This window comes from Kribbella pittospori (assembly GCF_004331465.1).
Lineage (GTDB): Bacteria > Actinomycetota > Actinomycetes > Propionibacteriales > Kribbellaceae > Kribbella > Kribbella pittospori.
In genome coordinates, this window is record NZ_SJKB01000007.1 from 116,122 (window position 1) to 137,753 (window position 21,632).

Consider the following 21,632-nt stretch of genomic DNA (forward strand, 5'->3'; position numbering starts at 1 on the left):
ATGATTCGACCCACAGAAAAGGTTGTCCGGATCCCCTACTTCGGTTCCCGGAGTGCCCGGAAGGGCAAGACTCAGTGGCCCTGGATCGCCTTCAGGATCAGCGTGTTGCGGGCGTCCTGGCCGACCGGCTCAGTCGTGTGTACGCCGTCGCGCAGGTACGTCGCGGGCCCGCTCGGCTGTGTGGCGAGGTACTCGGCCCAACGCACGATCTTCAGATTCGGATGGCGCGCCGCGGCCTGGTCGAGCTGCTGGTTGATCCAGGCGCTGTTCCGCTCGTCGGCGGCCCGGACGGTGGCCGACTTCTTGAAGCGGCCGGCGTGCACGTTCACCCAGTACACGGTCCGCACCGGGCCCACGATCTCCATCGTGCGCTCGACCTGCGCCGCGAACGCCGGCGGGTCGAAGATGTCGTTGGTGCCGACCGCCATCACGATCCGGCCGGGCAGGCCGTAGCGGTGCGACCACTCCGCCAGCGCGTCGACCGCGGCTGAGGCCGGCTCACCGGACCAGTCGTGGCTGGCGATCGAGTCGCCGGTCTGCGCGGTCACCATGCGCTCGAGGGCCGCACCGTCCTGGACCGAGATGCTGTCGCCGAACATGAAGATCCCGTTGAACATCAGCGTGTCCCGGATCCGGTCCTCCGACGCGATCCGGCGGGCCAGGTTCTGCCAGGAACCCAGCTTCCCCGACCCGTAGTCGTCCTGGGCCGGCGCGGGATCGGCCGGCTCCGGCGCGCCGCCGATAGACGGCTCGGACGGAGGGCCGGTGGAGGGATCGGGTGCGATGACGTTGCTGATCGCGGTGCCCGGACGCGGCGGCTCCAGCAGAACCAGCAGGCCGCCGATAAGGGTCAGGACCGCAAGCGTCACCGTGATGGCGACGATCGGGTCGATGACATGCTCACGCAGCCGGCGTCGCTGACTCAACAGCCGTCACTCCCCCCAGACTCACGCTTACTGACCCCTCTATTGCGTTCAACGTTGGGAACCCTGCAAAACGTTGCATGTTCCGCGGGCGCCTGCCCGAACAGAGACTAGACAAGCCGGACAAGCAAGCAGTCGGCCGACGCCTCTACCTATCTGATGTCTGGGCGGCGCGGAAAGTTGCATACGACGGGTGTAGGAGGCTGTCCCACGCATCCGCTACGCGCTCCTGGCGTCGCGTGCTCGCGGACGCTCCCGCCCGCCCGGCCTTGAGGGCGGGCTGCCGCCCGCAGTCGACTACGGATGTGGTCGCGGCGCCGGTGTGTGCACCTGAGGCGGCTGTGGTCAGAGCCTGCCCGGTCAGGGTCAGTGCTTGAGGGTGAAGCCGTCGCTGGTTAGGCGCGCGCGGAGGTCCTTGACCTCGGCGGGGGGACGTTGGCGCGGCGTCGTGTCACGCTCTTCCGGGTCCTTCTTCTTTCGCCTGAACCACTTCATGAGTCGAGGATGCCGGACGAACTGGGCGAACGGTAGGTTTTCGACGGTGGAAGCTGACAGGTTGCGAACCATCGAGCGGGACCGGTTGACGTTCCTGGTGGACCGCAGGATTGCCGAGGCCGACGCGGTGCACGCGGACGACTTCGTCATCGTGACGCCGAGCGGGCTCGCTTGGACCAAGGCGGAGTACCTCGGCGGCATCGAGTCCGGCGAGATCGACTACCGGCGGTTCGAGCCGATCACCGAGATCGACGTGATGCTCGACGGTGATGTCGCCGTACTGCGGTATCGGTCCGCGATCGAGATCTCGGTCGGCGGTCGCGAACCCGGGGACCTCGAGGCCTGGCATCTCGACTGCTATCGCCGTACGGCCGACGGCTGGCAGATTCGCTGGTCGCAGGCCACGGCGATCACGTGAGGGAGCGGTACACCCCGGCTGGGGCGTTCCGTCGTACGCCGGAGGAGCGGGCGGACCAGGAGTTGTTCCATCCCGATCCCCGCCCGCGCGCCCGCGCCTACCTCGACCGCTTCCCGCCCAGCCCCGATGCCTGACAAGCCGCCGGGACGTGTCAGGAACGGCTGCGGCCAGTGAGCGACGAGCGTCAGGACGAGCGTTCGGCCTCGCTGCGTTCGATGCAGAACTCGTTGCGCTCGGGGTCGAGCATGGTGACCCAGCCGCGGCCGTCGGGCAGGCGGTGGTCCTCGTGGATGCCGGCGCCGAGGCCGAGCAGGCGCTCGACCTCCTCGTCGCGGGTCCGCTCGGTCGGCACCCAGTCGATGTGCACGCGGTTCTTGACCGACTTCGCCTCGGGAACGGCGATGAACAGCATCCCGGGGATCGGCGCGGGCGCGTCGACCAGGACCTCGTCGTCGCCCGGCTCGTCGCCTTCGCCCAGCGGCCAGCCGGTGACGGCGCACCAGAACTGCGCGATCTCGTACGGGTTCGCGGCATCGATGGTGATGTGTCGCAGGATCATGCGCCGACCCTAACCGCCGCACGGTCTCGCGGACTGTCGGCGGCGGGGTCTACTGTGCGGGCAAAGAGCGGTTTTCGTAGGGGGAAGGGGAGATTTCCAATGGCGTCTCGACTCAATCCGTATATCCAGTTCGAGAGCAGCGCACGGGAGGCGATGGAGTTCTACCAGAGCGTGTTCGGGGGCGAGGTGCAGTCGAACACGTTCGCCGAGTTCGGTGCGAGCCACGGACCGGACGACGACAACAAACTCATGCACAGCCAACTGGAGACGCCGAGCGGGTTCACCCTGATGGCGGCCGACACCCCGCAGGGGATGCCGTACAACCCCGGCGAGAACATGGCGATCAGCCTCAGCGGTGACGACGGCGACGACCTGCGCGGCTGGTACGCGAAGCTGTCCGAGGGCGGCAAGGTGACGGTCCCGCTGGAGAAGCAGATGTGGGGCGACGAGTTCGGCATGGTCACCGACAAGTTCGGCGTCAACTGGATGGTGAACGTCGCCGGCAGCTGATTCGCGGGCGGACGCAGGGGTGCGGCTGGGGGACGGTCGCTGGGTCCAGATCTGGTCCGGCGGCTCTCCCGGCGGCACGCCGGTGCTGTTCCTGCCAGGCTGCCCGGATACCCGGCATGCCGCGTATCCGGGCCAGCAGGCCGCGCTGCGAGCCGTCGTACGTCTCGTCGCGGTGAACCGTCCGGGCTACGGGCGGTCGGATCCGCACGGGTCGACGCACCTGTCGGTGGCGGACGATGTCGTGGCGGTCGCGGATGCGCTCGGGATCGACCGATTCGCCGTACTCGGAATGTCGATCGGCGGCCCGTACGCACTGGCCTGCGCCGCGCGGCATCCCGACCGCGTGACCGCAGTCGGTGTACTCGCGAGCCCAGCCAACGTTCCCGAGTTGGACCCGCCGTACCACCGCGACGACTTCGGCCCGGACGAGCAAGCCTTCTTCGCGCAGCTCGCGAGCATGACTCCGGACGAGGCCGTCGAGCACATGCGCGCTGACTTCCAGCAGTACGTCGACCGTCTCAACCCGAGCGATCCCGACGACGAAGCCCTGGTACGTCGCTTCGTCGCGCAACTACCGCCGTACGACGAGGACATCGCCACCAGGCAAGGAACAACGGCCGCTGCGGCCGCGGTCCGCGAAGCACTCGCGAACCCGGACGGTTACCTTCGCGACGCCGCGATCTCCTTCAGGCGTTGGGATTTCAGCCCCGATGAGATCATCTGTCCCACTTTCCTCTGGTACGGCGAACTCGACGCGAACGCCTCCGTCCGCAACGGCCATTGGCTCGCAACGCACCTCCCGCACGCGACCCTGATCGTCCGCGAGCAGACGACGCATCTCGCCGTACTGCACGACTACTGGGGCGACGTCCTGACCACGCTGACCAGCGGAAATTGAGTACAGGAACGCGATGCGTCCGGTCTAGCCTGGAGTATGGGACTCAATGATGTGCTGTATGACCCGATCCGCCACAACAACTGGGCGACCAAGAGCCTGATCCAGTTCTGCCGGGCGCAGGGCCTGACCGCCGAGCAACTCGAGGTCACCGGCGTCGGTACGTACGGCGGGATCGTGGCGACGCTGGATCACATCGTCCGCTGCGACGGCAGCTACGTACGCCGCATCGCCGACAGCCCTCTCGATTTCGTCGACAGCGAAGAGACGCCGGACTTCGACGCGCTCGAACGCTGGAACGGCGAGGCCGGCGCGGTCTGGGAGGACGTCCTCTCCAAGCCGATCGACGTCGAGCGCATCATCATCGTCGACAACAACACCCGCGGTACCAGGCTGGGCATCTTCATCGCGCAGGCGATCAACCACGCCAACCACCACCGCGAGCAGGTCTGCGCGATCCTCACCGGCTTCGGCATCGAGCCCCCCGACATCCAGGCCTGGGAATACGCCTGGGAGACCGAGCGAATCTGGGATCTGCCTACGTCGTGAGCGGGATGGACTCCGGGACCGGGGTGAGTGGGGCGTTGTAGGCGAACCAGTTGGTCAGGTTCTCGACGACCAAGCCCGCCATTGCGTTGCGGGTGGGGATGGTGGCCGAGCCGACGTGCGGTAGAAGGACGGCGTTCGGCAGCGTCAGCAGGTCGGGGTGGACCTTCGGCTCGTGTTCGAAGACGTCGAGGCCGGCCGCGAGAATGGTGCCGTCGCGGAGGGCGTCGACGAGGGCTTGTTCGTCGACGACCGAGCCGCGGGCCACGTTGATGACGATGCCGTCCGGACCCAGTGCCGCCAGGATCTCGGCGTTCACGAGGTGGCGGGTGGAGTCGCCGCCGGGGATGACAATCATGAGCGTGTCGACGTCGCGCGCCATGTCCAGCAGCGACGGGTAGTAGCGGTAGCCGACGTCCTTGCGACGGCGGTTGTGGTAGGCAACGGAGATGCCGAACGGAGCGACCCGGTCCGCGATCGCCTGCCCGATCCGGCCGAGGCCGAGGATGCCCATCCGGCGGCCGTGCATCGTTGCCTTGGTCAACGGGTAGGCGCCGTCCTCCTGCCACTTCCCGGCCCGCAGGTAGCGCTCGGCCTGGGGCAGTTCGCGGACCGTCATCAGCAGCAGCCCAAGCGCGGTGTCGGCCACCTCGTCGTCCAGAACGCCAGGCGTGTTCGTCACCACGACGCCGCGCTCGGCCGCCGCGGCCGCGTCGATCCGGTCGTACCCGACGCCGAAGCTCGCCACGATGCGTACGGCGGGCAACCGGTCCAGAAATGCGCCGTCGATCAGCGAACCACCGGTGGCGACGGCAACGATCTCGTCGCGCCGGGCGGCGAGGACGGCGTCCGGGTCGCTCTCCTCCCAGAGCCGGATCAGCTCACAGTGACCGTCCAGACGCGCCGCGACCGCCGGGTGCATCGGTCCCGGCATCAGCACCACTGGTAGTCCCATCAGAGTCCTCCTCGCGCGTCCTGCACCGATGTTCACCGCCGCTTTCCCGCCCAACCCTATTTCCCGCCGCCGGAACGGACGACGATCGGGGGAGGAGGTCATCATGATCATCGACTGCGCTTACTACCGGGACGGACACCGCCAGCACACCGGGGCGATGTCGGTCGAGGATGCCGCCGCCCACTGCAAGCAGGGCGGATTCGTCTGGCTGGGCATGTTCGAGCCCACCGGAGAGGAACTCGTCCAGGTCCGGGAGAGCTTCGGCCTGCACGAACTGGCCGTCGAGGACGCGCAGACCTTCCACCTCCGCCCCAAGGTCGAGCCGTACGAGGGCAACATCCGCCTGGTCATCCTGCGCACCGCCCGGTACGACGACCAGCGGGAGGAGGTGGACTTCGGCGAGGTGAGTGTGTTCGTCGGACCGTCGTTCGTGATCACGGTCCGCCAGGGCGTCGCCAGCGACCTGCACGACGCCCGGATCCGTCTCGAGCAACGGCCCGAGCTGCTGGAGGTCGGCACGAACTCCGTGTTGTGGGCGATCCTGGATCAGGTGGTCGACGGCTATGGCCCGGTCGTGGCCGAGCTGGAACGCGACATCGAGCAGGTCGAGCGGACCGTCTTCGCGGGCTCGGTCGCGCCGACCGAGCGGATCTACTTCCTCCGTCGCGAGGTCACCGACTTCTATCGCGCGGTCCACCCGTTGCTCGCCGTACTCGCGACCATCGAGCGGGGTGCGCGCAACACCGTCCTGCTGCCGTACTTCCGCGACGTGCACGACCACCTGGTGCTGGTGAACGAGGAGGTCGCCGCCCAGCGGGACCTGCTCGCCACCGTGCTGGAGGCGAACATGGCGGTGATCTCGGTCGAGCAGACCAAGGTCAGCGTGCGGCAGAACGCGACCATCGAGCAGCTGACCATCCTGGCCACGGTGTTCCTGCCGCTGACCTTCGTCACCGGGTTCTTCGGCCAGAACTTCGGCTGGCTGGTCGACCACATCGGCGCCGAGTGGGACTTCCTCGTCCTCGGGGTCGGCGGCCTGCTGATTCCCTGCCTCGCCCTGTTCGTCTGGTTCCGCCGGCAGCGAGCGGCCCGGCAACCTACCTGACGCGGCAGGTTCATGCGGCCGTCCGCGGTCGTTCCCGTGCGGCACCGAGGGTCGGGGAGCAGGATCCATCCCCCCGGAGGTTTGTGATGCGAAAGCTCCCCACCCTCATCGCCGCGACGGCCGTCCTGGCCGCTGTGGCGATCCCGTCCGCCTCGGCCGTCCGTCCCGCGGCCCCGGCTCCCGCTGCGGCCCCGGCTCCCGCTGCGGCCCCGGCGCCCGCTGCGCAGGCCAGTGCGACGGCCGAGCCGCCGTCGTACCCGGCGACGCAGCTCACGTCGTACGCCGCCTTCGACGCGAACCAGGCGATCGCGGTCGACGCGAAGTACTTCTACGCTGTCAACAATCGGACGATCACCAAGCACGACCGCCGCACCGGCGAGCCGCTGCTGCAGTTCGCCGGCGACGCCGCCGGCCCGTTCATCCACATGGACAGTGGTGTGGTCGTCGGTTCGAAGCTGTACGCCGTCCACTCGAACTACTCCGACTGGCCGATGGAGAGCTCCATCGAGGTGTTCGACACCAAGACGATGAAGCACATCGACTCGTACTCGTTCGGCATCTACCGCGGTTCACTCACCTGGCTGGACCGGCACGACGGCGCGTGGTGGGCCGGGTTCGCCAACTACGACGAGATCTCGGACGAGACCGGTGAACCGTACGGCCAGACGTACAACACCCAGATCGTGAAGCTGAACGACAAGTTCGAGCCGCTCGCGTCGTACACGATCCCGAAGCCGATCCTGGACCGGTTCAAGCCGATGTCGAACTCCGGTGGCTCATGGGGCCCGGACGGCCGGCTCTGGCTGACCGGTCACGACCTCGGTGAGGCGTACGTGATGGAGTTGCCGACGGCGGGCGCCGAACTGCGCTGGATCGCCACCGTCGACCTGCCCGACGTGCAGGGCCAGGGCATCGCGTGGGACCGCTCGAACCCGCGGAACCCGACGTTCTGGGCGATCAGCCGGCCGAACAAGGTCGTGCACACGTTCGTGATGCCGCTCGACCTGATCAAGACGCCGACCACCAAGGGCTGGCAGGTCCTCGGCCCGGGCCAGTTCCAGAAGTAGTCGAAGGGTGATCGAGTAGCGGACGAAACCTGTCCGCTACTCGATCGATCCTGGGTACATGACTACTTCAGCAACGTTCCACGCGTACTTCGGCTACCGCGACGCGTTCGGCGCCCTCCGCTGGCTGGAGAAGGCCTTCGGCTTCGAGACCACGATGGAGGTTCCGGACGACAAGGGCGGCATCATGCACGCCGAGATGCGGTACGGCGGCGTCGCCTTCACGCTCTTCACCGACGAGGAAGGCTACGACAGGCCCACCCGCAAGGGCGACACCGTCGGCCACGGCACCTACATCGCCTTCGACACCGAGGCCGAGGTCAACGCCGTCGACGCCACCGCGGTAGCCGCCGGCGCCGACTCCATCTGGACCCCAGCCACCACCGAGTGGGGCAACTACCGCTGCCGAGTAGCCGCCCCGAAGGCTACGAATGGACCTTCGGCACCCACCACCCCGGCCTCTCCACCACCTGGTAGACAACTACGGGTGGATCCCCGGCTGATCGTGATCAGAGGTAACTCTGGCTCAGGCAAGAGTTCGATTGTTGAAGGTGTTCGGGCGGCGTATGGGCCTGGGGTTGCTTGGATCGAGCAGGACTATGTGCGGCGGATCATCTTTCAGGAGCCGGGGCGGCCGGATGACGCGAGCATTCCGATGATCGGGCAGATTGCGCGGCATGCGCTCGGGCGGGGCTTTCATGCTGTGGTCGAGGGCATCATGCCGACACTCGGGTACGCCGAGATGTTCGCGGAGCTGGCCCGTGACTACGCGGGGTCGGCGTACTTCTACTACCTGGACATTCCGTTCGAGGAGACCGTTCGGCGGCATGGGATGCGGGAGAAGGCTTCGGCGTTCACGGCCGAGGCCATGGCGGAGTGGTACCGGCCGCAGGATCTGCTGGACTGGCCGCGCGAGACGGTGATCGATCAGACCAGCTCGCTCGAGGCGACCGTCCAGCAGATCCTTCGTGAGACCGGGTTAGACCCAGCCGCCCAGCTCGAGGTCGGCGATGACGACCGGCTGACCGGTGGCTAGGGACTGGTTGGCGGCGATGCCGACGGCAACGGCGCGGACGCCGTCGTGGACATCGGCGGCACGCCCGAGCGGGTCGTTGCCCGGGCCCTTGAACAGGTCGTCGTAGAGCAGGCGGTCGCCGCCGCCGTGCCCACCCACGCCGCGGGGGATCTCGACCTCAACCGCGGGTGCCCAGTGCTTCTGCAGGAGCAGCCGTTCGCCGTTGGAGCGCACGTCGCCCGAGATCACCCGGTCGGACGGGTAGCTCGGGTCGATTTGATCATCGATCACGGCCGCCCGCTCGATGACCTCGAGCTCGGCGCGGCCCTCGGTGCCGTTGACCGACACCCGATAGCCCTCCCACGGCGAGTGCGCGTTCAGCGAGTAGCTCAGCCGGGCGCCACTCGCGTACTCCGCGACGACGGCCATGTTGTCCTCGATCGTGATCCCCGGACCGAACACATCCTGGTCGCGCAGATAACCGTCGTACTGCTCGCTGTCCAGGTACAGCTGCCGGTTGATCTCGTCGGTGCGCAGATCCAGCAGCCACGGATCGTTGGCCGAACCCTCGATCGTGCCCCGGGCGGGTCGTTGCCCAAGGCCACGGGCTGCCGCGTTGTCCGCGCCGTAGAAGAACAGGCCGCCGGACGCGTACACCTTGGTCGGCTTCGACGCAATCCACCAGTTCACCAGGTCGAAGTGGTGCGAGGCCTTGTGCACCATCAGGCCGCCGGAGTTCTTCTTCTCGCGGTGCCAGCGGCGGAAGTAGTCCGCGCCGTGCCGGGTGTCGAGCACCCACTGGAACTCGACGCTGGTGACGGTGCCGATCTCGCCGTCCGCGATCACCTGCCGCAGCGCGCTGTTTCGCGGCGAGTAGCGGTAGTTGAAGGTGACGACCACGGACTTGCCGGACTCGTTCATCGCGGCGACGATCTGCCGGGTGCCGTCCGCGTCGATGGTCAGCGGCTTCTCGACGATCACGTCGGCGCCGGCGCGCAGGATCCGGGACACGACCGCTGCGTGCGTGTAGTCGGGGCTCGTCACGACGACCCGGTCGACGGACTGCTCCTTGATCATCCGCTCGAGATCGTCGGCGCCGTACTGCGGCAGCTCGGGACCACCGAGCTCCTTGACGTACCGCTGGTGAAAGGCGAGGCGGCCCTGGTTCGGGTCGAGCAGGGCGACCAGTTGCGCCTCCTCGGGGTGCTCCTCGAAGATCGCGCGGACGTACGCCCGCGCTCGCGACCCGGTTCCGGCGACTGCATAACGTCTGGGCACGGCGGACCCTTTCTACTCGTGTAGAACAGCACGCTAGCAACCGCTTTCCAAACCGGTCAACCGTCGTACCATCGGCTCATGCCGAAAGCGCCGGTCACCCGGAACGACGTCGCGGAGTACGCCGGGGTCAGCACCGCGGTGGTCAGCTATGTGGTGAACGAAGGTCCGCGGCGGGTCGCGCCGGAGACCCGGGAGCGGGTTCTGGAGGCGATCCGCGTGCTCGGCTACCGGCCGAACGCGACCGCCCGAGCGTTGCGAATGGGTACGACGCGCACGTTCGGGCTGATCACGCCGGACGGCGGGAATCCGTTGTTCGCCGAGCTCGCCAAGGCGATCGACAAAGAGGCGTCGGCCCGCGGGTACGTCGTTCTGCAGACCAGCGCCGACGGTGATCCGGTGACTGAGCAGGCCAAGATCGCCGAACTGCTGATCCGCCAGGTCAGCGGTTTGCTCCTGGTTGCTCCGACCGAGGACCCGGATCTGACTGAGGTTGGCATCCCGGTGATCGCCATCAACCGGGTGCTGCCGTCCGTGAGCTCGGTCCGGCCGCAGTACCGCGCGGGTGCGCGGGCCGGCGTCAAGCATCTGATCGAGCACGGCCATCGCATGATCGGGCTGGTGATCGGCGGTCGCGGCACTGGCGGTCGGGCGCCGGAGCGTGAGCTTGGGTGGCGCGACGCACTTCGCCAGGCAGGGCTCGAGGACGGTCCGATTGCGCGGGCCAGATTCAGCCGGCAGGGCGGGTACGACGCCGGCCGAGAGTTGCTCGCGGCAACGAAACGACCGACCGCGATCTTCGCCAGCTCAGACCTGCAAGCAGTCGGCGTACTCCGCGCGATCCACGAGTCAGGCCTGAGAGTCCCCGACGACATAGCCGTCGTAGCCTTCGACGGCACAGCCGAAACCGAATACAGCTGGCCACCCCTAACCGTCGTACGCCAACCCCTCGACCGCATGGCCCGAGAAGCCGTCAGCCGCCTAATAGACGGCGAAGACGCCGTCCAGTCCCTCACCTACCCCACCGACCTGATCCTCAGAAGATCCTGCGGCTGCTAGAGCGTTCCGAGGTCTTCGAAGATCAGGGCTGTTCGGGTGGCCAGGACTTCGGGGATGGCTTGGAGTTTTTCGAGGACTACTCGGCGGAGGCCTTCGTTGTCGGCGGCTCGGACCAGGAGGATGGCGTCGAAGTCGCCGCCGACCAGCGCCATGTGTTTGATCTCGGGGATGGCTTGGAGTTGCTCCCGAAGCGTTCGCCAGGAGCTTTGGCGGAGACTGAGAGTGACGTACGCCGACGTCGCGAGGCCCAGCTTCAACGGGTCGACGGTGACGGTGAAACCGGTGATCACGCCGGTCGCGGTGAGCCGCTCGACCCGGGCGTAGGCGTTCGCGCGGGAGATGTGGACCTGGTCGGCGAGGGCCCGGATCGAGAGCCGTCCGTCCTGCCCGAGCGCCTCGACGATCTGCCGGTCGACCTCGTCCAGCGCCGGGGCCACGACCATCTGTCCAGGACCGGCCCGGTGGACCGTCACCTCGTCGGACATCGTGCTCCCCCTCGCTCGACAGATTGGACCAAACGTCTCGTGATTCTCACAGGTCTGGATCCGATTGGCCAGAAGTACGACGATGAGGCCACCGTCCGTCTCCTGCGCAGGAGGGTCCATGACCACCGTCGAGGAGCAGTTGCTCCCCTCCGCCGAACCCGTCCGGTTGATCGACCAGGACGGCGTTCAGCACGACCACCCGTCGTACCGGCTGCCCACCAAGGAAGCCCTCGTCGACGGTTACGTTCAGTTGATCGAAGGCCGTCGCATCAACGACCAGGCCAGCGCGCTGGTCCGCCAGGGCCGGCTCGCCGTCTACCCGTCGTCGCACGGCCAGGAGGCCTGTCAGATCGCGGCCACGATGGTGCTCCGCGAGGGCGACTGGCTGTTCCCGACGTACCGCGACACGGTCTCGATCGTGAGCCGCGGCGTCGACCCGATCGAGACGCTGACGCTGCTCCGCGGCGACTGGCACTCCGGGTACGACCCGTACGCGCGCAACGTCGCGCCGCAGTCCACCCCGCTCGCGACACAGCTCACCCATGCGGTCGGCGTCGCGCACGCGGCCCGGCTGAAGGGCGAGGACACGGTGGTGATGGCGCTTTGCGGCGACGGCGCCACCAGCGAAGGCGACTTCCACGAGGCGCTGAACTTCGCCGCCGTCTTCCACGCCCCGGTCGTCTTCTTCATCCAGAACAACGAGTACGCGATCTCGGTGCCACTCGCCCGGCAGACCGTCGCGCCGTCGCTGGCCCACAAGGGCATCGGGTACGGCGTCCCCGGCGAACGGGCCGACGGCAACGACCTGGCCGGGCTGCTCGCTGTCCTCGGCCAAGCCGTCGAGAAGGCGCGCGCGGGCGAAGGCCCGCAGCTCGTCGAGGCGCACACGTACCGGGTGCAGGCGCACACCAACGCTGACGACGCGACCCGGTACCGCGAGGACGACGAAGTCACGCCGTGGCTGGAGCGCGACCCGATCAAGCGGCTCGAGACGTACCTCAACGAGCAGGGTTGGCTCGACGACGCGGTGCGCGAGCGCGCGGCGGCGATGGCGGACCAGGTCGGGACGCGGTTGCGCGACGGGCTGATGCCGGAGCCCGAAGTGGATCCGAGGGAACTGTTCGCACACCTCTACACCGAGCAGACCCAGCAACTGCGCGAGCAGGCGGCGTTCCTGCGCGACGAGCTGGCGCGAGAGGAGGTCTGAGCGATGACCCACATGAAGATCTCCATGGCGCAGGCCCTCAACCAGGCTCTGCGCGACGCGATGAAGGCCGACGACACCGTGCTGATGTTCGGTGAGGACGTCGGAGCGCTCGGCGGCGTCTTCCGGATCACCGACGGACTGACCGAGGAGTTCGGCGAGGATCGTTGCTTCGACACCCCGTTGGCCGAGTCCGGCATCGTCGGTATGGCGGTGGGCCTGGCGATGAACGGGATGCGGCCGGTCGTCGAGATGCAGTTCGACGCGTTCGGTTACCCGGCGTTCGAGCAGATCGTGTCGCACGTTGCCAAGATGCGGAACCGGACTCGCGGCAAGATCACCCTGCCGATGGTGATCCGGATGCCGTACGCCGGTGGGATCGGCGGCGTCGAGCACCACTGCGACTCGTCGGAGAGCTACTACGCGCACACGCCAGGCCTGACTGTCGTCGCGCCGGCCACGGTCGCGGACGCGTACACGTTGTTGCGCAGGGCAATCGAACTGCCGGATCCGGTCGTGTTCATGGAGCCGAAGAAGCTGTACTGGGCCAAGGAGGAGGTCGACCTCACCGAGGACCAGCCCGGGATCGGCACGGCCGTCGTACGGCGGGAAGGCGCGGACGCGACGTTGATCGCGTACGGGCCGACGGTGCCCGTTGCGCTGGAGGCGGCAGAGGTCGCGGCGGCCGAGGGCCGGCAGCTGTCCGTGGTGGATCTGCGGTCGATCGTGCCGTTCGACGACGAGACGGTGTGTGCGGCGGTACGGCGTACCGGGCGGGCTGTCGTGGTCGCGGAGGCCAGTGGGTTCGCCAGTGTTTCGTCGGAGATCGTTGCCCGTGTCACCGAACGGTGCTTCCACTCGCTGGCCGCGCCGATCCGGCGGGTGACCGGGTTCGACATCCCGTACCCGCCGCCGAAGCTGGAGAAGTACCAGCTGCCCGGCGTGGACCGGATCCTCGACGCGGTCGACGACCTGCAGTGGGAGGACTCGTGAACACCTTCCTGCTTCCCGATCTCGGCGAAGGTCTGACGGAGGCCGAGATCGTCCGCTGGCTGGTGAAGGTCGGCGACGTCGTCACCGTCGACGCCCCGGTCGCCGAGGTCGAGACCGCCAAGTCCATCGTCGAACTCCCGTCCCCGTACGCCGGCGTCGTAGAAGAACTCCACGGCGACCCCGGCACCACCATCCCCGTCGGCAAACCCCTCATCACCATCGGAGCGGTAGACGCCGATCCACGGCCTGCGCCCGCCGGTGGGAGCCGGCAGGACGAGCCTGCCGGGTCCGGTGCACGGTCCGAGGTGAGCGGTGGGAACAGCCGGCAGGACGAGCCTGCCGGGTCCGGTGCACGGTCCGCGGGCGCGGCTGGGAACAGCCGGCAGGACGGCGGTGCACGGTCCGAGGTGGCTGGTGAGGCGTACCGGCAGGAGGAGCGGGCCGGCTCCGGGAGCGTGCTCGTCGGCTACGGCACGGGTGCCGGCACCGGCTCAGGTCGGCGCCGCAAACCCCGCCCCCACCTCCAGCCGGCGCGCAGCGCCGCTATGCCGGCGAACAGCTCCGGTACGCCCGCGAGCGGGTCGGCGCCGGACGTGGGGAGTGCGCGGCGGGTGCCGTTGGTGGTCTCGCCGCTGGTGCGGCGGATCGCGCGGGATGCTGAGGTGGATCTGAAGACATTGACGGGCTCCGGGCCGGACGGGTTGATCGTTCGCCGGGACGTCGAGCAGGCAATCGCCCAACGGTTCGAGAAGGCACCGCAGGTCGAGGAGGTGAGTTCGCGGACCGGGCTGCCCGAGCTGCGGCGGATCCCCATGAGTGGGTTCCGGAAGGTTGTGGCAGCGACGCTGACCCGGAGCCGAGCGGAGATCCCCGAGGCGACGACGTGGGTGGACGTAGATGCCACCGCCCTGGTCGAACTGCGCGAGTCGTTGCGCTCGGCAAAGGATTCCGGGCCGGGCCTGCTGGCGTTGATGGCGCGGTTCACGGTAGCCGGCCTGCAGCGCTACCCGGAGCTGAACGGCTTCGTCGACACCGAGCGCGAGGAGCTCGTCCAGTACGACGGCATCAACCTCGGACTCGCAGCCCAGACCGACCGCGGCCTCGTCGTACCGGCAGTGGCGAACGCGCACACCATGACCACGCGCGCCCTCGATGGCGAGATCCGCCGACTGACCGAATCCGCGCGGACCGGTCGACTCACGCCGTACGAGCTCGGCTGTGGCACGTTCACGCTGAACAACTACGGTAGCTTCGGCGTGGACGGCAGCGCAGCGATCATCAACCACCCGCAGGTCGCGATCCTCGGCGTCGGCCGGATCATCGACCGTCCGTGGGTGGTCAACGGCCAGATCGCGATCCGCAAGCTCACCCAACTGTCGCTAGTCTTCGACCACCGAGTCTGCGACGGCGGGACCGCGGCCGCCTTCCTCCGCTTCGTCGCTGACGCCTTCGAGAACCCGGCCTCAGCCTTCGCCGACCTCTAGCTGTATCCCGGTTATCAGGCCGGTGACCGTCGGCCCTTCCACACAAGTCCACATCAACCACCAGCCAACCAGCCCGCGGGCGAGCCGATCGCCGTACACCCATGACCTTGTGCACCGATCAACCACCACACAGCCGCCGAGATGGTCGAGCCGTGCACAAAGTCCTCAGCCCGGAGCTGTGAACAGGATGTGGGGACTGTGGACACGGCAGGACCTGTTCACAGTCCCCACAAGGTGTCACGGCCGCGCCGAACTGTTCCCCCGACGTCGAGCCTTCAGGACAGCTGCCGCGGCCGCAGCCCGACCAGGATGACCCGCAGCCCGGAAGTGAAACGTGCCTCCGGCCCGGCCAGGTTCTCGCGGTTCAGGTACGCCGCGAGACTGGCCGCGCCCACCCCCAGCTGCTCGCCCGCCTCGGACGCCCAGTCCGGTTCGCTCAGACCACTCCGCCGTACGACGGCCGACCACGCGGCGTCCGTGACCGCGGACCCGATCAGGTAGTGGAAGATCGCCGACATGGCCGAGTCCAGATGCACGCCCTTGAAGCCGGCCGCCCGCAGGATCGCGAGCATCTGGTCGGCCAGCGCCTGGTAGTTCGGCCCGAGCCCGGCATGCGACGCCAGCAGCTGCGGCGCCCAGGGATGAATCCACAGCGCCTCGTACGCCGCGCGCACGACCACGGTCACCTGGTCGCGCCAATCGCCGTCACCAGGTGGGACCAAGGCGTCACCCAGCACCTGGTCGACGGCCAGCTCGAGCAGGTCGTTCTTGTTGGCGATCCGCCAGTACAACGCCGAGGTCGCGGCCGTGCCGACCTCCGCCGCCACTCGCCGCATCGAGAACAGGTCCAGCCCGTCCCGGTCGAGAACTTCGATCGACGTACGGACGATGTCGTCCCTGCTCAGCGGCGACTTGGTCGCGTCCGGCTCGGACCGCAACCACACCGATCCGAGCACCGTCTTCTGATCTGCTTCGCGCACGAAAACAGTGTCTCACGAACTGACACGATGTTTTTGTGTTAGATCGCGGCGAGGTTCCTTGCGCGCGACAACGCGAGAGGACCAAAATTCCGGGGTTCCCGGGGCCGCCCGGGAATGGCTCCGGGGGGAGCGACGACGACGCCGCCGGTCGGTCCGGCCGCGGTCTCAGAGCATTGAGTGGGGAAGACTTGTGAACGACGCATCCTCGGACGCGCGCGTGAAATCGAAGAGCTCTCGAGTGGTTGCGCTGCTCGGTGGAGCCGGTGCGGTGACGCTGGTCCTCGGCGGTGTCACCTTGGCCCTGGCGCCATCCGCGTCGGCCAACGGCGAGATCATCGACGGCACCCCGGCCTGCATCGACGTGATCCCGGGTTCGACCGAGATCGCGTTCGACGGGACCGACGACACCCCGCCGGCTCCCGGCGAGAAGACCGTGGACGGCGTGACGGTGAGCTGGACCGCTAGCACGCTCCAGCAGGACGACCCGGATCACCCCGGTGACCAGACCGGCGGCACGGTGGTCGACTTCACCGCGACGGGCGGCACGGTGCGCGGTGTACTGGTCAACGTCAAGACCGACGGCGCCGACCCGGCCAGCTTCGGCTACGCGGCGGGCTTCTTCGACTACCGGCCTGCCGGCGTCACCTCCGGGACCGGCGTACACGCACCGGTTCGGTCGGCGACCGGGAAGTACTACACCATCGGCCACCTACGCTTCTGTGTCGAGAAGACGACGACCACACCGACGCCGCCGGTGTCCCCGAGCGATAGCCCGTCCAGTAGCCCGAGCACGTCGCCGTCCGACAGCCCGACCGTGTCGCCGAGCGATAGCCCGACCGTGTCGCCGTCCGATAGCCCGAGCACGTCGCCGAGCGATAGCCCGACCGTGTCGCCGTCCGACACACCGAGCACGTCGCCGTCCGACACCCCGAGCGCGTCGCCGAGCGACACTCCGAGCACGCCGTCCGATAGCCCGAGTGCGACGCCGTCCGACTCGCCGTCGGTCGTGCCGACGGACAGCCCGACCAGCACCTCGACTTCGCCGGTCGCGGTTCCGACCGAGGTCGACGCCGGTCAGTCCGGTGGGCTCAAGCTCACCTCGACGATCACCGGTCACCAGAGCGTGTGGGGCCTTGGCCTGATCATGCTCGGTGGTGTGCTCGTGTTCGCCGGCATCCTGAAGTCACGGCAGAACCGCGGTCACCACGCTGCCTGACATGTCCGCACAGCGTCGCCGCCCGGGTCGCGCTCGTTCGTCGTGGTGGACGATCGGGGCCCTGGCGGTCGGCGCTGTACTACTCCTGACCGGCGGCTACCTCCAGCTCAGGCCGGACAACAGCACTGACGCGGCCCCAACCGGTACGACGTCCGCCGTACCGACGAAACCGTCGCCGAAGTCCACCAGGGCGAAGGCCACTACACCGAACGCGACCGCACCGAAGGGCACAGCGCCGAAGACGACGTTCCCTCCCGAGGTTCGGAGCACCGCTCCGGCGCGGCCGGGCAACCCGGTACGGGTGTCCGTCCCGAGTCTCGGGGTCTCCGCCCGCGTGCTGAGGATCCGCGCCCGCGGTGGTGCTCTCATCCCGCCGTCCAACCCGCAGCTGGTCGGCTGGTGGTCCGACGGTGCTCAACCCGGCGCGGCCAAGGGTTCGGCGATCATCACCGGCCACACCGTGCACGACGGCGGCGGCGCGTTCGACGACCTCGGTCGGCTCAAGGCCGGTGACGCGGTCAAGGTCACCACGGGCAAGGGGACGCTCAACTACGTGGTCGCGTCGGTGACCACCTATCGGAAGAAGGCGCTCGCGACCCAGGCCGCGCAGGTGTTCAACCAGACCATTCCGGGCCGGCTGGTTCTGGTCACCTGCGAGGACTGGGACGGCACGGCGTTCCTCAGCAATGCCGTGGTGATTGCGCATCAGAAGAAGTGAGTGACCGGCCCGCGTGGGCCGGCCACTCGATCTCCGGCGACCAAAGTCAGGACGCCCGGGACCTCGGTACGACGACGTGCCGCCGATCCCGGGACAACCTGAGGAGCATGACGACTCCCCGCATCAATCGTGCGCATTTCCTGGGACTCCTCGCGGTCGCGGCGGCGAGTGCCTCCAGCACCCAGACCGCTTCGGCCGGAGTACGGCGCAAGCTCGAGCTCAAAGGTGTCGCCTACGACACCGGGACCGGATTCCTCGGCGACGACAGCCGCGCGCTCTGGCGGAACAGCATCATGCGCGGCGAGATCCACGCCGTCCGGCACCGGTTGCACGCCAACTGGGTCAGCATCTACGGCAGCGACGTACGCCGTCTCGTCGACACCGCCACGGCCGCGCTCGACGAAGGGCAGACCGTGTCGATCCAGCCGCGTTCGTTCGACGAACCGCAGGCCGACGAGCTGGAGAAGCTACGGAAGGTCGCGGTCCAGGCGGAGCGGTTGCGCCGCCGTTACGACCAGGAGGTGATCCTCGTGATCGGCTGCGAGTTCATGCTGTTCACCCCGGGGATCGTGCCCGGGGCAACCTTCTTCGAGCGGGTCGAGTACCTGACCAAGGGCGAGTTCGACCTGGCCGAGCTGCAGCGGAAGTTCCGCGTCTTCACCGCCCGGATGGTGAAGGTTGCCCGCAGCAACTTCAAGGGCCGGATCACCTACGGCGCCGCGTCGGACCTGGAGCAGGTGGACTGGTCGCTGTTCGACATCGTCGGGCTGGACTACTACTCGTACCACGCGAACCGTGCCGACCACACCAAGGAGCTGGCGCCGTTCCGCCGGTGGGGCAAGCCGATCATGATCCTGGAGTTCGGTTGCTGCACGTTCACCGGCGCGGCCGAGGTGGGCGGGATGGGCTGGGACATCGTCGACTACAGCGGCGACGTACCGGTCGTCCCGCCGCAGTACGTCCGCGACGAGCAGGAACAGGCCAACCACCTGGCCACGATGCTCGACGTCTTCACCGCCGAAGGCCTCCTCGGCGCGTCGCACCGCCCGCAGGACCGACCCCACGACGAGGACATCGCTGCTTTCAGTCTCAGCAAGGTGATCCGGAAGGACTCCGACGACCCGGCATCGCCGTACCACTGGCAGCCGAAGGAGTCCTTCCGGGCGGTCTCCCGCCTCTACCTAGTGCACTAACCCGACCGCGGTGATGGTCGCGATCACGTCGGTGCGCCAGTGCCGGTAGCGGACCGGGTCCTCAGTGAAGTTGCGCTGATCGGTGACCACGTCGTCGGCCGCGAGCAGCTTGGCGGCGTGCGCCTTCAGCGCGGGTGGCAGGTGGGGCTTGGCCGCCACGTCGTGCGACAGCAGCCAGAGCAGGTTGTAGTCCTCCATGCCGTCGCGGAAGTTCTCGAGCCGGATCGAGGCCATCGGCCCGGTCGGACCTGGGTAGAACATCGACCCGTCACCCGCGGTGCCGTTGAACGTGGCCGCCTTCCAGGCCGACAGGATCCCGTCGTTCACCAGCAACTGGTTGGCGTGGTCCGAACGGAGCCACCGGTTCGTCGCGTAGTACAGGACGCCTTCGACGCCGGCTTTGTACGACATCGGGCCCATCAGCGTGCGTGAGTCGATCGGTGGGTAGCCGTTGAACCAGTTCGGCAACGGCGAACCGGTGGCGATGTCCGGGTACCACCAGGCCTGGTCGCCGCGGGCTCTGGTCCGCTCGGCCACGGTCTGGTTGTACAGGTCCTGCTGCGGCGCCCAGATGTCGACCAGCCCGGCCAGTCCGGTGTCGACGCCCATCGAGTTGTCCCGCAGCGTGGTCATGATCGGCACGTCCGGGAAGGCGGCCTTCACCGCGGCGAACGTCTGCTTCGCGGCCTGCAACAGTGGGCCGTTGGCCTCGTCGAACCCGTAGACGTAGGCGTACTTGTCGACCCCGGCGGCCTTGTAGCTGTCCATCGCGGTCCGCAGCTGTGAGATCCAGGTGTCGATCTGCGCCTGCCAGGTCTCCGGCTTCGACGGGTTCAGCATGCCGGCCCACAGGTAGAAGGCGTTGAAGTCACGCAGCCCGTAGTGGTCGCGGATGTAGAGCACGTCCTCGACCGGGGTCGGCACGATCACCGGGCCGGGGCTCGAGGGGATGCACGGACAGGTGTAGAGCTGGTCGGGCTCGATCTTGTAGTCGTTCAGGAACGACCAGTACGTGTGCTTGGTCGCTTCCTGTTCGGCCGGATCGGTGATCCCGTAGATGTCGTTCACGATCGCCGGCGTGAACTGGAAGGTGGTGTTGAGCTTCGGCCGGTCCGGAATCGTCACCGGCCACACCGTCGCCGACACCGTCATTGTCCGGGTGTGCTTGCCGTCCGCGGAGAAGTCGACCTTCACCTTGTAGACGCCGGGCCGCGCGTCCGGCGAGGCCTTCAACCGGATCCAGTACGGCTGGATCGTGTCGGCCGGGACATCCACCGAGGACAGGTCGTCGCGGATCGGGTCCGGCGTCCAGCCGGCGTACGTCGGACGGTGGTACTGGTTCGTCGGCGTCACGTTCAGCGATCCGACCGGCGCGACCGAGGCAGTGAGCGCACCTGCGGGTCCGGACACCGAGGTCACCTTGGCCTGTACGCCGTTGAGCTCCTCGGCGAACGGCAGTACGACGGCCTGCACGTTCTCGTATTCGCCGCGGGTCAGCGACACCAACGGCGACGGTCCGGTCGAGCTGAACGGCAGGTCCTTCGGGTACACCAGCGCCATCGAGTCGGCTGACTCCAACCCGAAGTCCGCATGCTTGTCGTGCAACCGCGCCTGGATGGTGTTCGCCAGTCGTGGCACCGATCGCTGCAACGCGGTGACGCCCGCGTTGAACGGCGCGTACTGCGCATACGTCATCGGCCCGGCGGCCAGCGTCTGGCGCAACTCGGCGCACTGGGCCTCCGCGGAATCGACCTGTGCCCGCAGCCGCTCATCGGCAGGCGTGTGGCCGAGCTGACGGTCCATGGTGGCGATCTGACTCGCCAGCTTGGTCAGTACGCCGTTGAAGTCCGCCAGCCGGAGCAGCTGCGCCGCCGCCAGATCGCCGTACGCGGACTTGTCGTATGGGTCGGTGTCGACGAGCCGGAAGGCGTCGTAGTGGCCGACGACCGTCGTACCGGCACGCGGTATCGAGATGCCGATGTAGGCGATCCGGCTGATGTCGACGCCGGCGGCGGTGATCGCGCTCAGCCGCAGATCGACCGGCGTCCAGCTGCGCGCGTTGATGTTGTAGTTGACGCCGTAGGCCTTGTTGGCTTGGTCCCGGACGGTGATCCGGCCGACGACGGAGTAGTCCTGCTCTGTGAAGAAGTCGAACCCGAGCAGTGTGTGACCGGACCAGTCGCTGACCGGCAGGCTCGGCGTGCCGGCGTTGAGAGTGAGCCCCGACGAGGCCGTGGCTCCCGGCGTACCGGCCGGCGCGATGCTGAACTTCACCCCGGAGGCGCCGTGCGTCGGATCGGCGGTCCGCTCGATCTTGTCGGCCTGCGGCAGCGTGACGGTCGCCCCCGTCAGGTCGGCATCGGTCTCGAAATCCTGGAACACCCCGGCTGGTACGGCGGCCTGCGCCGTACCGGCCTGGACCAGACTTCCGGCAGCCAATATGGTTGCCGTCAGCAACAACCCGAACTTCCTCACGACCGGCCCCTCTCAGGTAGCCTCACGGTAGGTCGGTCGGATTACGGTCATGGCCATAATCCACC

The 21,632-nt window shown here is 68.0% G+C and carries 23 protein-coding genes; 15 read left to right on the forward strand and 8 right to left on the reverse strand.

Annotated features, from left to right (window positions below; all coding sequences use genetic code 11):
• Positions 1–71: 71 nt before the first annotated feature.
• Both E0H73_RS22650 and E0H73_RS47990 read right to left on the reverse strand, forming a co-directional pair.
• Positions 72–926 (reverse strand): SGNH/GDSL hydrolase family protein, encoded by an 855-nt coding sequence (locus E0H73_RS22650; protein WP_238164174.1) that lies wholly within the window; start codon positions 924–926, stop codon positions 72–74.
• 363 nt (positions 927–1,289) lie between these two features.
• On the reverse strand, positions 1,290–1,418 hold the full coding sequence (locus E0H73_RS47990; RefSeq protein ID WP_272949145.1) for a hypothetical protein: 129 nt from the start codon (positions 1,416–1,418) through the stop codon (positions 1,290–1,292).
• Positions 1,419–1,464: 46 nt separating this feature from the next.
• Here E0H73_RS47990 and E0H73_RS22655 point away from each other — a divergent pair, with 46 nt between their 5' ends.
• A complete protein-coding gene (locus E0H73_RS22655; protein ID WP_165555785.1) occupies positions 1,465–1,836 on the forward strand; it encodes a nuclear transport factor 2 family protein in 372 nt (123 codons plus the stop codon).
• Entirely contained in the window at positions 1,833–1,970 is a 138-nt protein-coding gene (locus E0H73_RS45975) for a hypothetical protein (protein ID WP_165555786.1), read from the forward strand. The genes E0H73_RS22655 and E0H73_RS45975 overlap by 4 nt, the downstream gene beginning before the upstream one ends.
• A 50-nt stretch (positions 1,971–2,020) precedes the next feature.
• Here E0H73_RS45975 and E0H73_RS22660 read toward each other — a convergent pair whose 3' ends face one another.
• Complete coding sequence (locus tag E0H73_RS22660; RefSeq protein WP_131359765.1) at positions 2,021–2,395, reverse strand: VOC family protein; 375 nt, start codon at positions 2,393–2,395, stop codon at positions 2,021–2,023.
• Positions 2,396–2,494: 99 nt separating this feature from the next.
• Between E0H73_RS22660 and E0H73_RS22665 the strand changes: the two genes are divergently transcribed.
• The 3 genes from E0H73_RS22665 to E0H73_RS22675 are packed head-to-tail and all read left to right on the forward strand — an operon-like array spanning position 2,495 to position 4,349.
• A complete protein-coding gene (locus E0H73_RS22665) occupies positions 2,495–2,905 on the forward strand; it encodes a VOC family protein (protein ID WP_131359767.1) in 411 nt (136 codons plus the stop codon).
• A 19-nt stretch (positions 2,906–2,924) separates the two neighbouring features.
• Positions 2,925–3,803, forward strand: a complete 879-nt coding sequence (locus tag E0H73_RS22670; RefSeq protein ID WP_131359769.1) for an alpha/beta fold hydrolase — start codon at positions 2,925–2,927, stop codon at positions 3,801–3,803.
• A 36-nt stretch (positions 3,804–3,839) separates the two neighbouring features.
• The gene (locus E0H73_RS22675) at positions 3,840–4,349 is read left to right on the forward strand and encodes a DinB family protein (protein WP_131359771.1); all 510 of its coding nucleotides are present in this window, start codon (positions 3,840–3,842) and stop codon (positions 4,347–4,349) included.
• On the opposite strand, the gene E0H73_RS22680 is transcribed toward E0H73_RS22675, so the two are convergent.
• Positions 4,339–5,301 (reverse strand): 2-hydroxyacid dehydrogenase, encoded by a 963-nt coding sequence (locus E0H73_RS22680; RefSeq protein ID WP_131359773.1) that lies wholly within the window; start codon positions 5,299–5,301, stop codon positions 4,339–4,341. The two genes, E0H73_RS22675 and E0H73_RS22680, sit on opposite strands and share 11 nt — an antisense overlap.
• A 103-nt stretch (positions 5,302–5,404) precedes the next feature.
• Here E0H73_RS22680 and E0H73_RS22685 point away from each other — a divergent pair, with 103 nt between their 5' ends.
• From E0H73_RS22685 to E0H73_RS47295, 3 genes are all read left to right on the forward strand, one after another.
• Complete coding sequence (locus tag E0H73_RS22685; protein ID WP_131359776.1) at positions 5,405–6,406, forward strand: magnesium and cobalt transport protein CorA; 1,002 nt, start codon at positions 5,405–5,407, stop codon at positions 6,404–6,406.
• 86 nt (positions 6,407–6,492) lie between these two features.
• Positions 6,493–7,473, forward strand: coding sequence for a hypothetical protein (locus E0H73_RS22695; RefSeq protein WP_202867513.1), 981 nt, complete (start codon positions 6,493–6,495; stop codon positions 7,471–7,473).
• Between the two features lie 58 nt (positions 7,474–7,531).
• Complete coding sequence (locus E0H73_RS47295) at positions 7,532–8,506, forward strand: AAA family ATPase (protein ID WP_238164175.1); 975 nt, start codon at positions 7,532–7,534, stop codon at positions 8,504–8,506.
• Here E0H73_RS47295 and E0H73_RS22710 read toward each other — a convergent pair.
• Entirely contained in the window at positions 8,450–9,763 is a 1,314-nt protein-coding gene (locus E0H73_RS22710; RefSeq protein ID WP_131359780.1) for a Gfo/Idh/MocA family protein, read from the reverse strand. The two genes, E0H73_RS47295 and E0H73_RS22710, sit on opposite strands and share 57 nt — an antisense overlap.
• Positions 9,764–9,841: 78 nt before the next feature.
• Here E0H73_RS22710 and E0H73_RS22715 point away from each other — a divergent pair, with 78 nt between their 5' ends.
• Positions 9,842–10,819, forward strand: a complete 978-nt coding sequence (locus E0H73_RS22715; RefSeq protein ID WP_131359782.1) for a LacI family DNA-binding transcriptional regulator — start codon at positions 9,842–9,844, stop codon at positions 10,817–10,819.
• Here E0H73_RS22715 and E0H73_RS22720 read toward each other — a convergent pair.
• Positions 10,816–11,304: an Lrp/AsnC family transcriptional regulator gene (locus tag E0H73_RS22720; RefSeq protein ID WP_131359784.1), complete on the reverse strand. Its 489-nt coding sequence runs from the start codon at positions 11,302–11,304 to the stop codon at positions 10,816–10,818. The genes E0H73_RS22715 and E0H73_RS22720 overlap by 4 nt on opposite strands.
• Before the next feature lie 118 nt (positions 11,305–11,422).
• On the opposite strand from E0H73_RS22720, the gene E0H73_RS22725 reads away from it, so the two are divergent.
• From E0H73_RS22725 to E0H73_RS22735, 3 genes are read left to right on the forward strand one after another with little or no spacing between them, the layout of a single operon-like run.
• Entirely contained in the window at positions 11,423–12,511 is a 1,089-nt protein-coding gene (locus tag E0H73_RS22725) for a thiamine pyrophosphate-dependent dehydrogenase E1 component subunit alpha (RefSeq protein WP_131359786.1), read from the forward strand.
• A 3-nt stretch (positions 12,512–12,514) separates the two neighbouring features.
• Positions 12,515–13,501: an alpha-ketoacid dehydrogenase subunit beta gene (locus E0H73_RS22730; RefSeq protein ID WP_131359788.1), complete on the forward strand. Its 987-nt coding sequence runs from the start codon at positions 12,515–12,517 to the stop codon at positions 13,499–13,501.
• Positions 13,498–14,985, forward strand: coding sequence for a dihydrolipoamide acetyltransferase family protein (locus E0H73_RS22735; protein WP_131359789.1), 1,488 nt, complete (start codon positions 13,498–13,500; stop codon positions 14,983–14,985). The genes E0H73_RS22730 and E0H73_RS22735 overlap by 4 nt, the downstream gene beginning before the upstream one ends.
• Before the next feature lie 275 nt (positions 14,986–15,260).
• On the opposite strand, the gene E0H73_RS22740 is transcribed toward E0H73_RS22735, so the two are convergent.
• On the reverse strand, positions 15,261–15,965 hold the full coding sequence (locus tag E0H73_RS22740; RefSeq protein WP_131359791.1) for a TetR/AcrR family transcriptional regulator: 705 nt from the start codon (positions 15,963–15,965) through the stop codon (positions 15,261–15,263).
• A 217-nt stretch (positions 15,966–16,182) separates the two neighbouring features.
• Between E0H73_RS22740 and E0H73_RS22745 the strand changes: the two genes are divergently transcribed.
• The 3 genes from E0H73_RS22745 (at position 16,183) to E0H73_RS22755 (ending at position 19,092) form a co-directional block, all read left to right on the forward strand.
• On the forward strand, positions 16,183–17,181 hold the full coding sequence (locus E0H73_RS22745) for a hypothetical protein (RefSeq protein WP_238164176.1): 999 nt from the start codon (positions 16,183–16,185) through the stop codon (positions 17,179–17,181).
• Between the two features lies 1 nt (position 17,182).
• A complete protein-coding gene (locus E0H73_RS22750) occupies positions 17,183–17,899 on the forward strand; it encodes a class F sortase (RefSeq protein ID WP_131359795.1) in 717 nt (238 codons plus the stop codon).
• 107 nt (positions 17,900–18,006) lie between these two features.
• Complete coding sequence (locus E0H73_RS22755) at positions 18,007–19,092, forward strand: abortive phage infection protein (protein ID WP_131359797.1); 1,086 nt, start codon at positions 18,007–18,009, stop codon at positions 19,090–19,092.
• Here the strand turns inward: E0H73_RS22755 and E0H73_RS22760 are convergent.
• Positions 19,081–21,567: a DUF4091 domain-containing protein gene (locus tag E0H73_RS22760; RefSeq protein WP_131359799.1), complete on the reverse strand. Its 2,487-nt coding sequence runs from the start codon at positions 21,565–21,567 to the stop codon at positions 19,081–19,083. The genes E0H73_RS22755 and E0H73_RS22760 overlap by 12 nt on opposite strands.
• Positions 21,568–21,632 lie beyond the last annotated feature (65 nt).

Coding starts and splice junctions, on each gene's coding strand:
- E0H73_RS47990 (WP_272949145.1), bottom strand. CDS start 1,418: ATGAAGTGGTTCAGGCGAAAGAAGAAGGACCCGGAAGAGCGTGACACG.
- E0H73_RS22660 (WP_131359765.1), bottom strand. CDS start 2,395: ATGATCCTGCGACACATCACCATCGATGCCGCGAACCCGTACGAGATC.
- E0H73_RS22665 (WP_131359767.1), top strand. CDS start 2,495: ATGGCGTCTCGACTCAATCCGTATATCCAGTTCGAGAGCAGCGCACGG.
- E0H73_RS22675 (WP_131359771.1), top strand. CDS start 3,840: ATGGGACTCAATGATGTGCTGTATGACCCGATCCGCCACAACAACTGG.
- E0H73_RS22680 (WP_131359773.1), bottom strand. CDS start 5,301: ATGGGACTACCAGTGGTGCTGATGCCGGGACCGATGCACCCGGCGGTC.
- E0H73_RS22685 (WP_131359776.1), top strand. CDS start 5,405: ATGATCATCGACTGCGCTTACTACCGGGACGGACACCGCCAGCACACC.
- E0H73_RS22695 (WP_202867513.1), top strand. CDS start 6,493: ATGCGAAAGCTCCCCACCCTCATCGCCGCGACGGCCGTCCTGGCCGCT.
- E0H73_RS47295 (WP_238164175.1), top strand. CDS start 7,532: ATGACTACTTCAGCAACGTTCCACGCGTACTTCGGCTACCGCGACGCG.
- E0H73_RS22715 (WP_131359782.1), top strand. CDS start 9,842: ATGCCGAAAGCGCCGGTCACCCGGAACGACGTCGCGGAGTACGCCGGG.
- E0H73_RS22720 (WP_131359784.1), bottom strand. CDS start 11,304: ATGTCCGACGAGGTGACGGTCCACCGGGCCGGTCCTGGACAGATGGTC.
- E0H73_RS22725 (WP_131359786.1), top strand. CDS start 11,423: ATGACCACCGTCGAGGAGCAGTTGCTCCCCTCCGCCGAACCCGTCCGG.
- E0H73_RS22730 (WP_131359788.1), top strand. CDS start 12,515: ATGACCCACATGAAGATCTCCATGGCGCAGGCCCTCAACCAGGCTCTG.
- E0H73_RS22750 (WP_131359795.1), top strand. CDS start 17,183: ATGTCCGCACAGCGTCGCCGCCCGGGTCGCGCTCGTTCGTCGTGGTGG.
- E0H73_RS22755 (WP_131359797.1), top strand. CDS start 18,007: ATGACGACTCCCCGCATCAATCGTGCGCATTTCCTGGGACTCCTCGCG.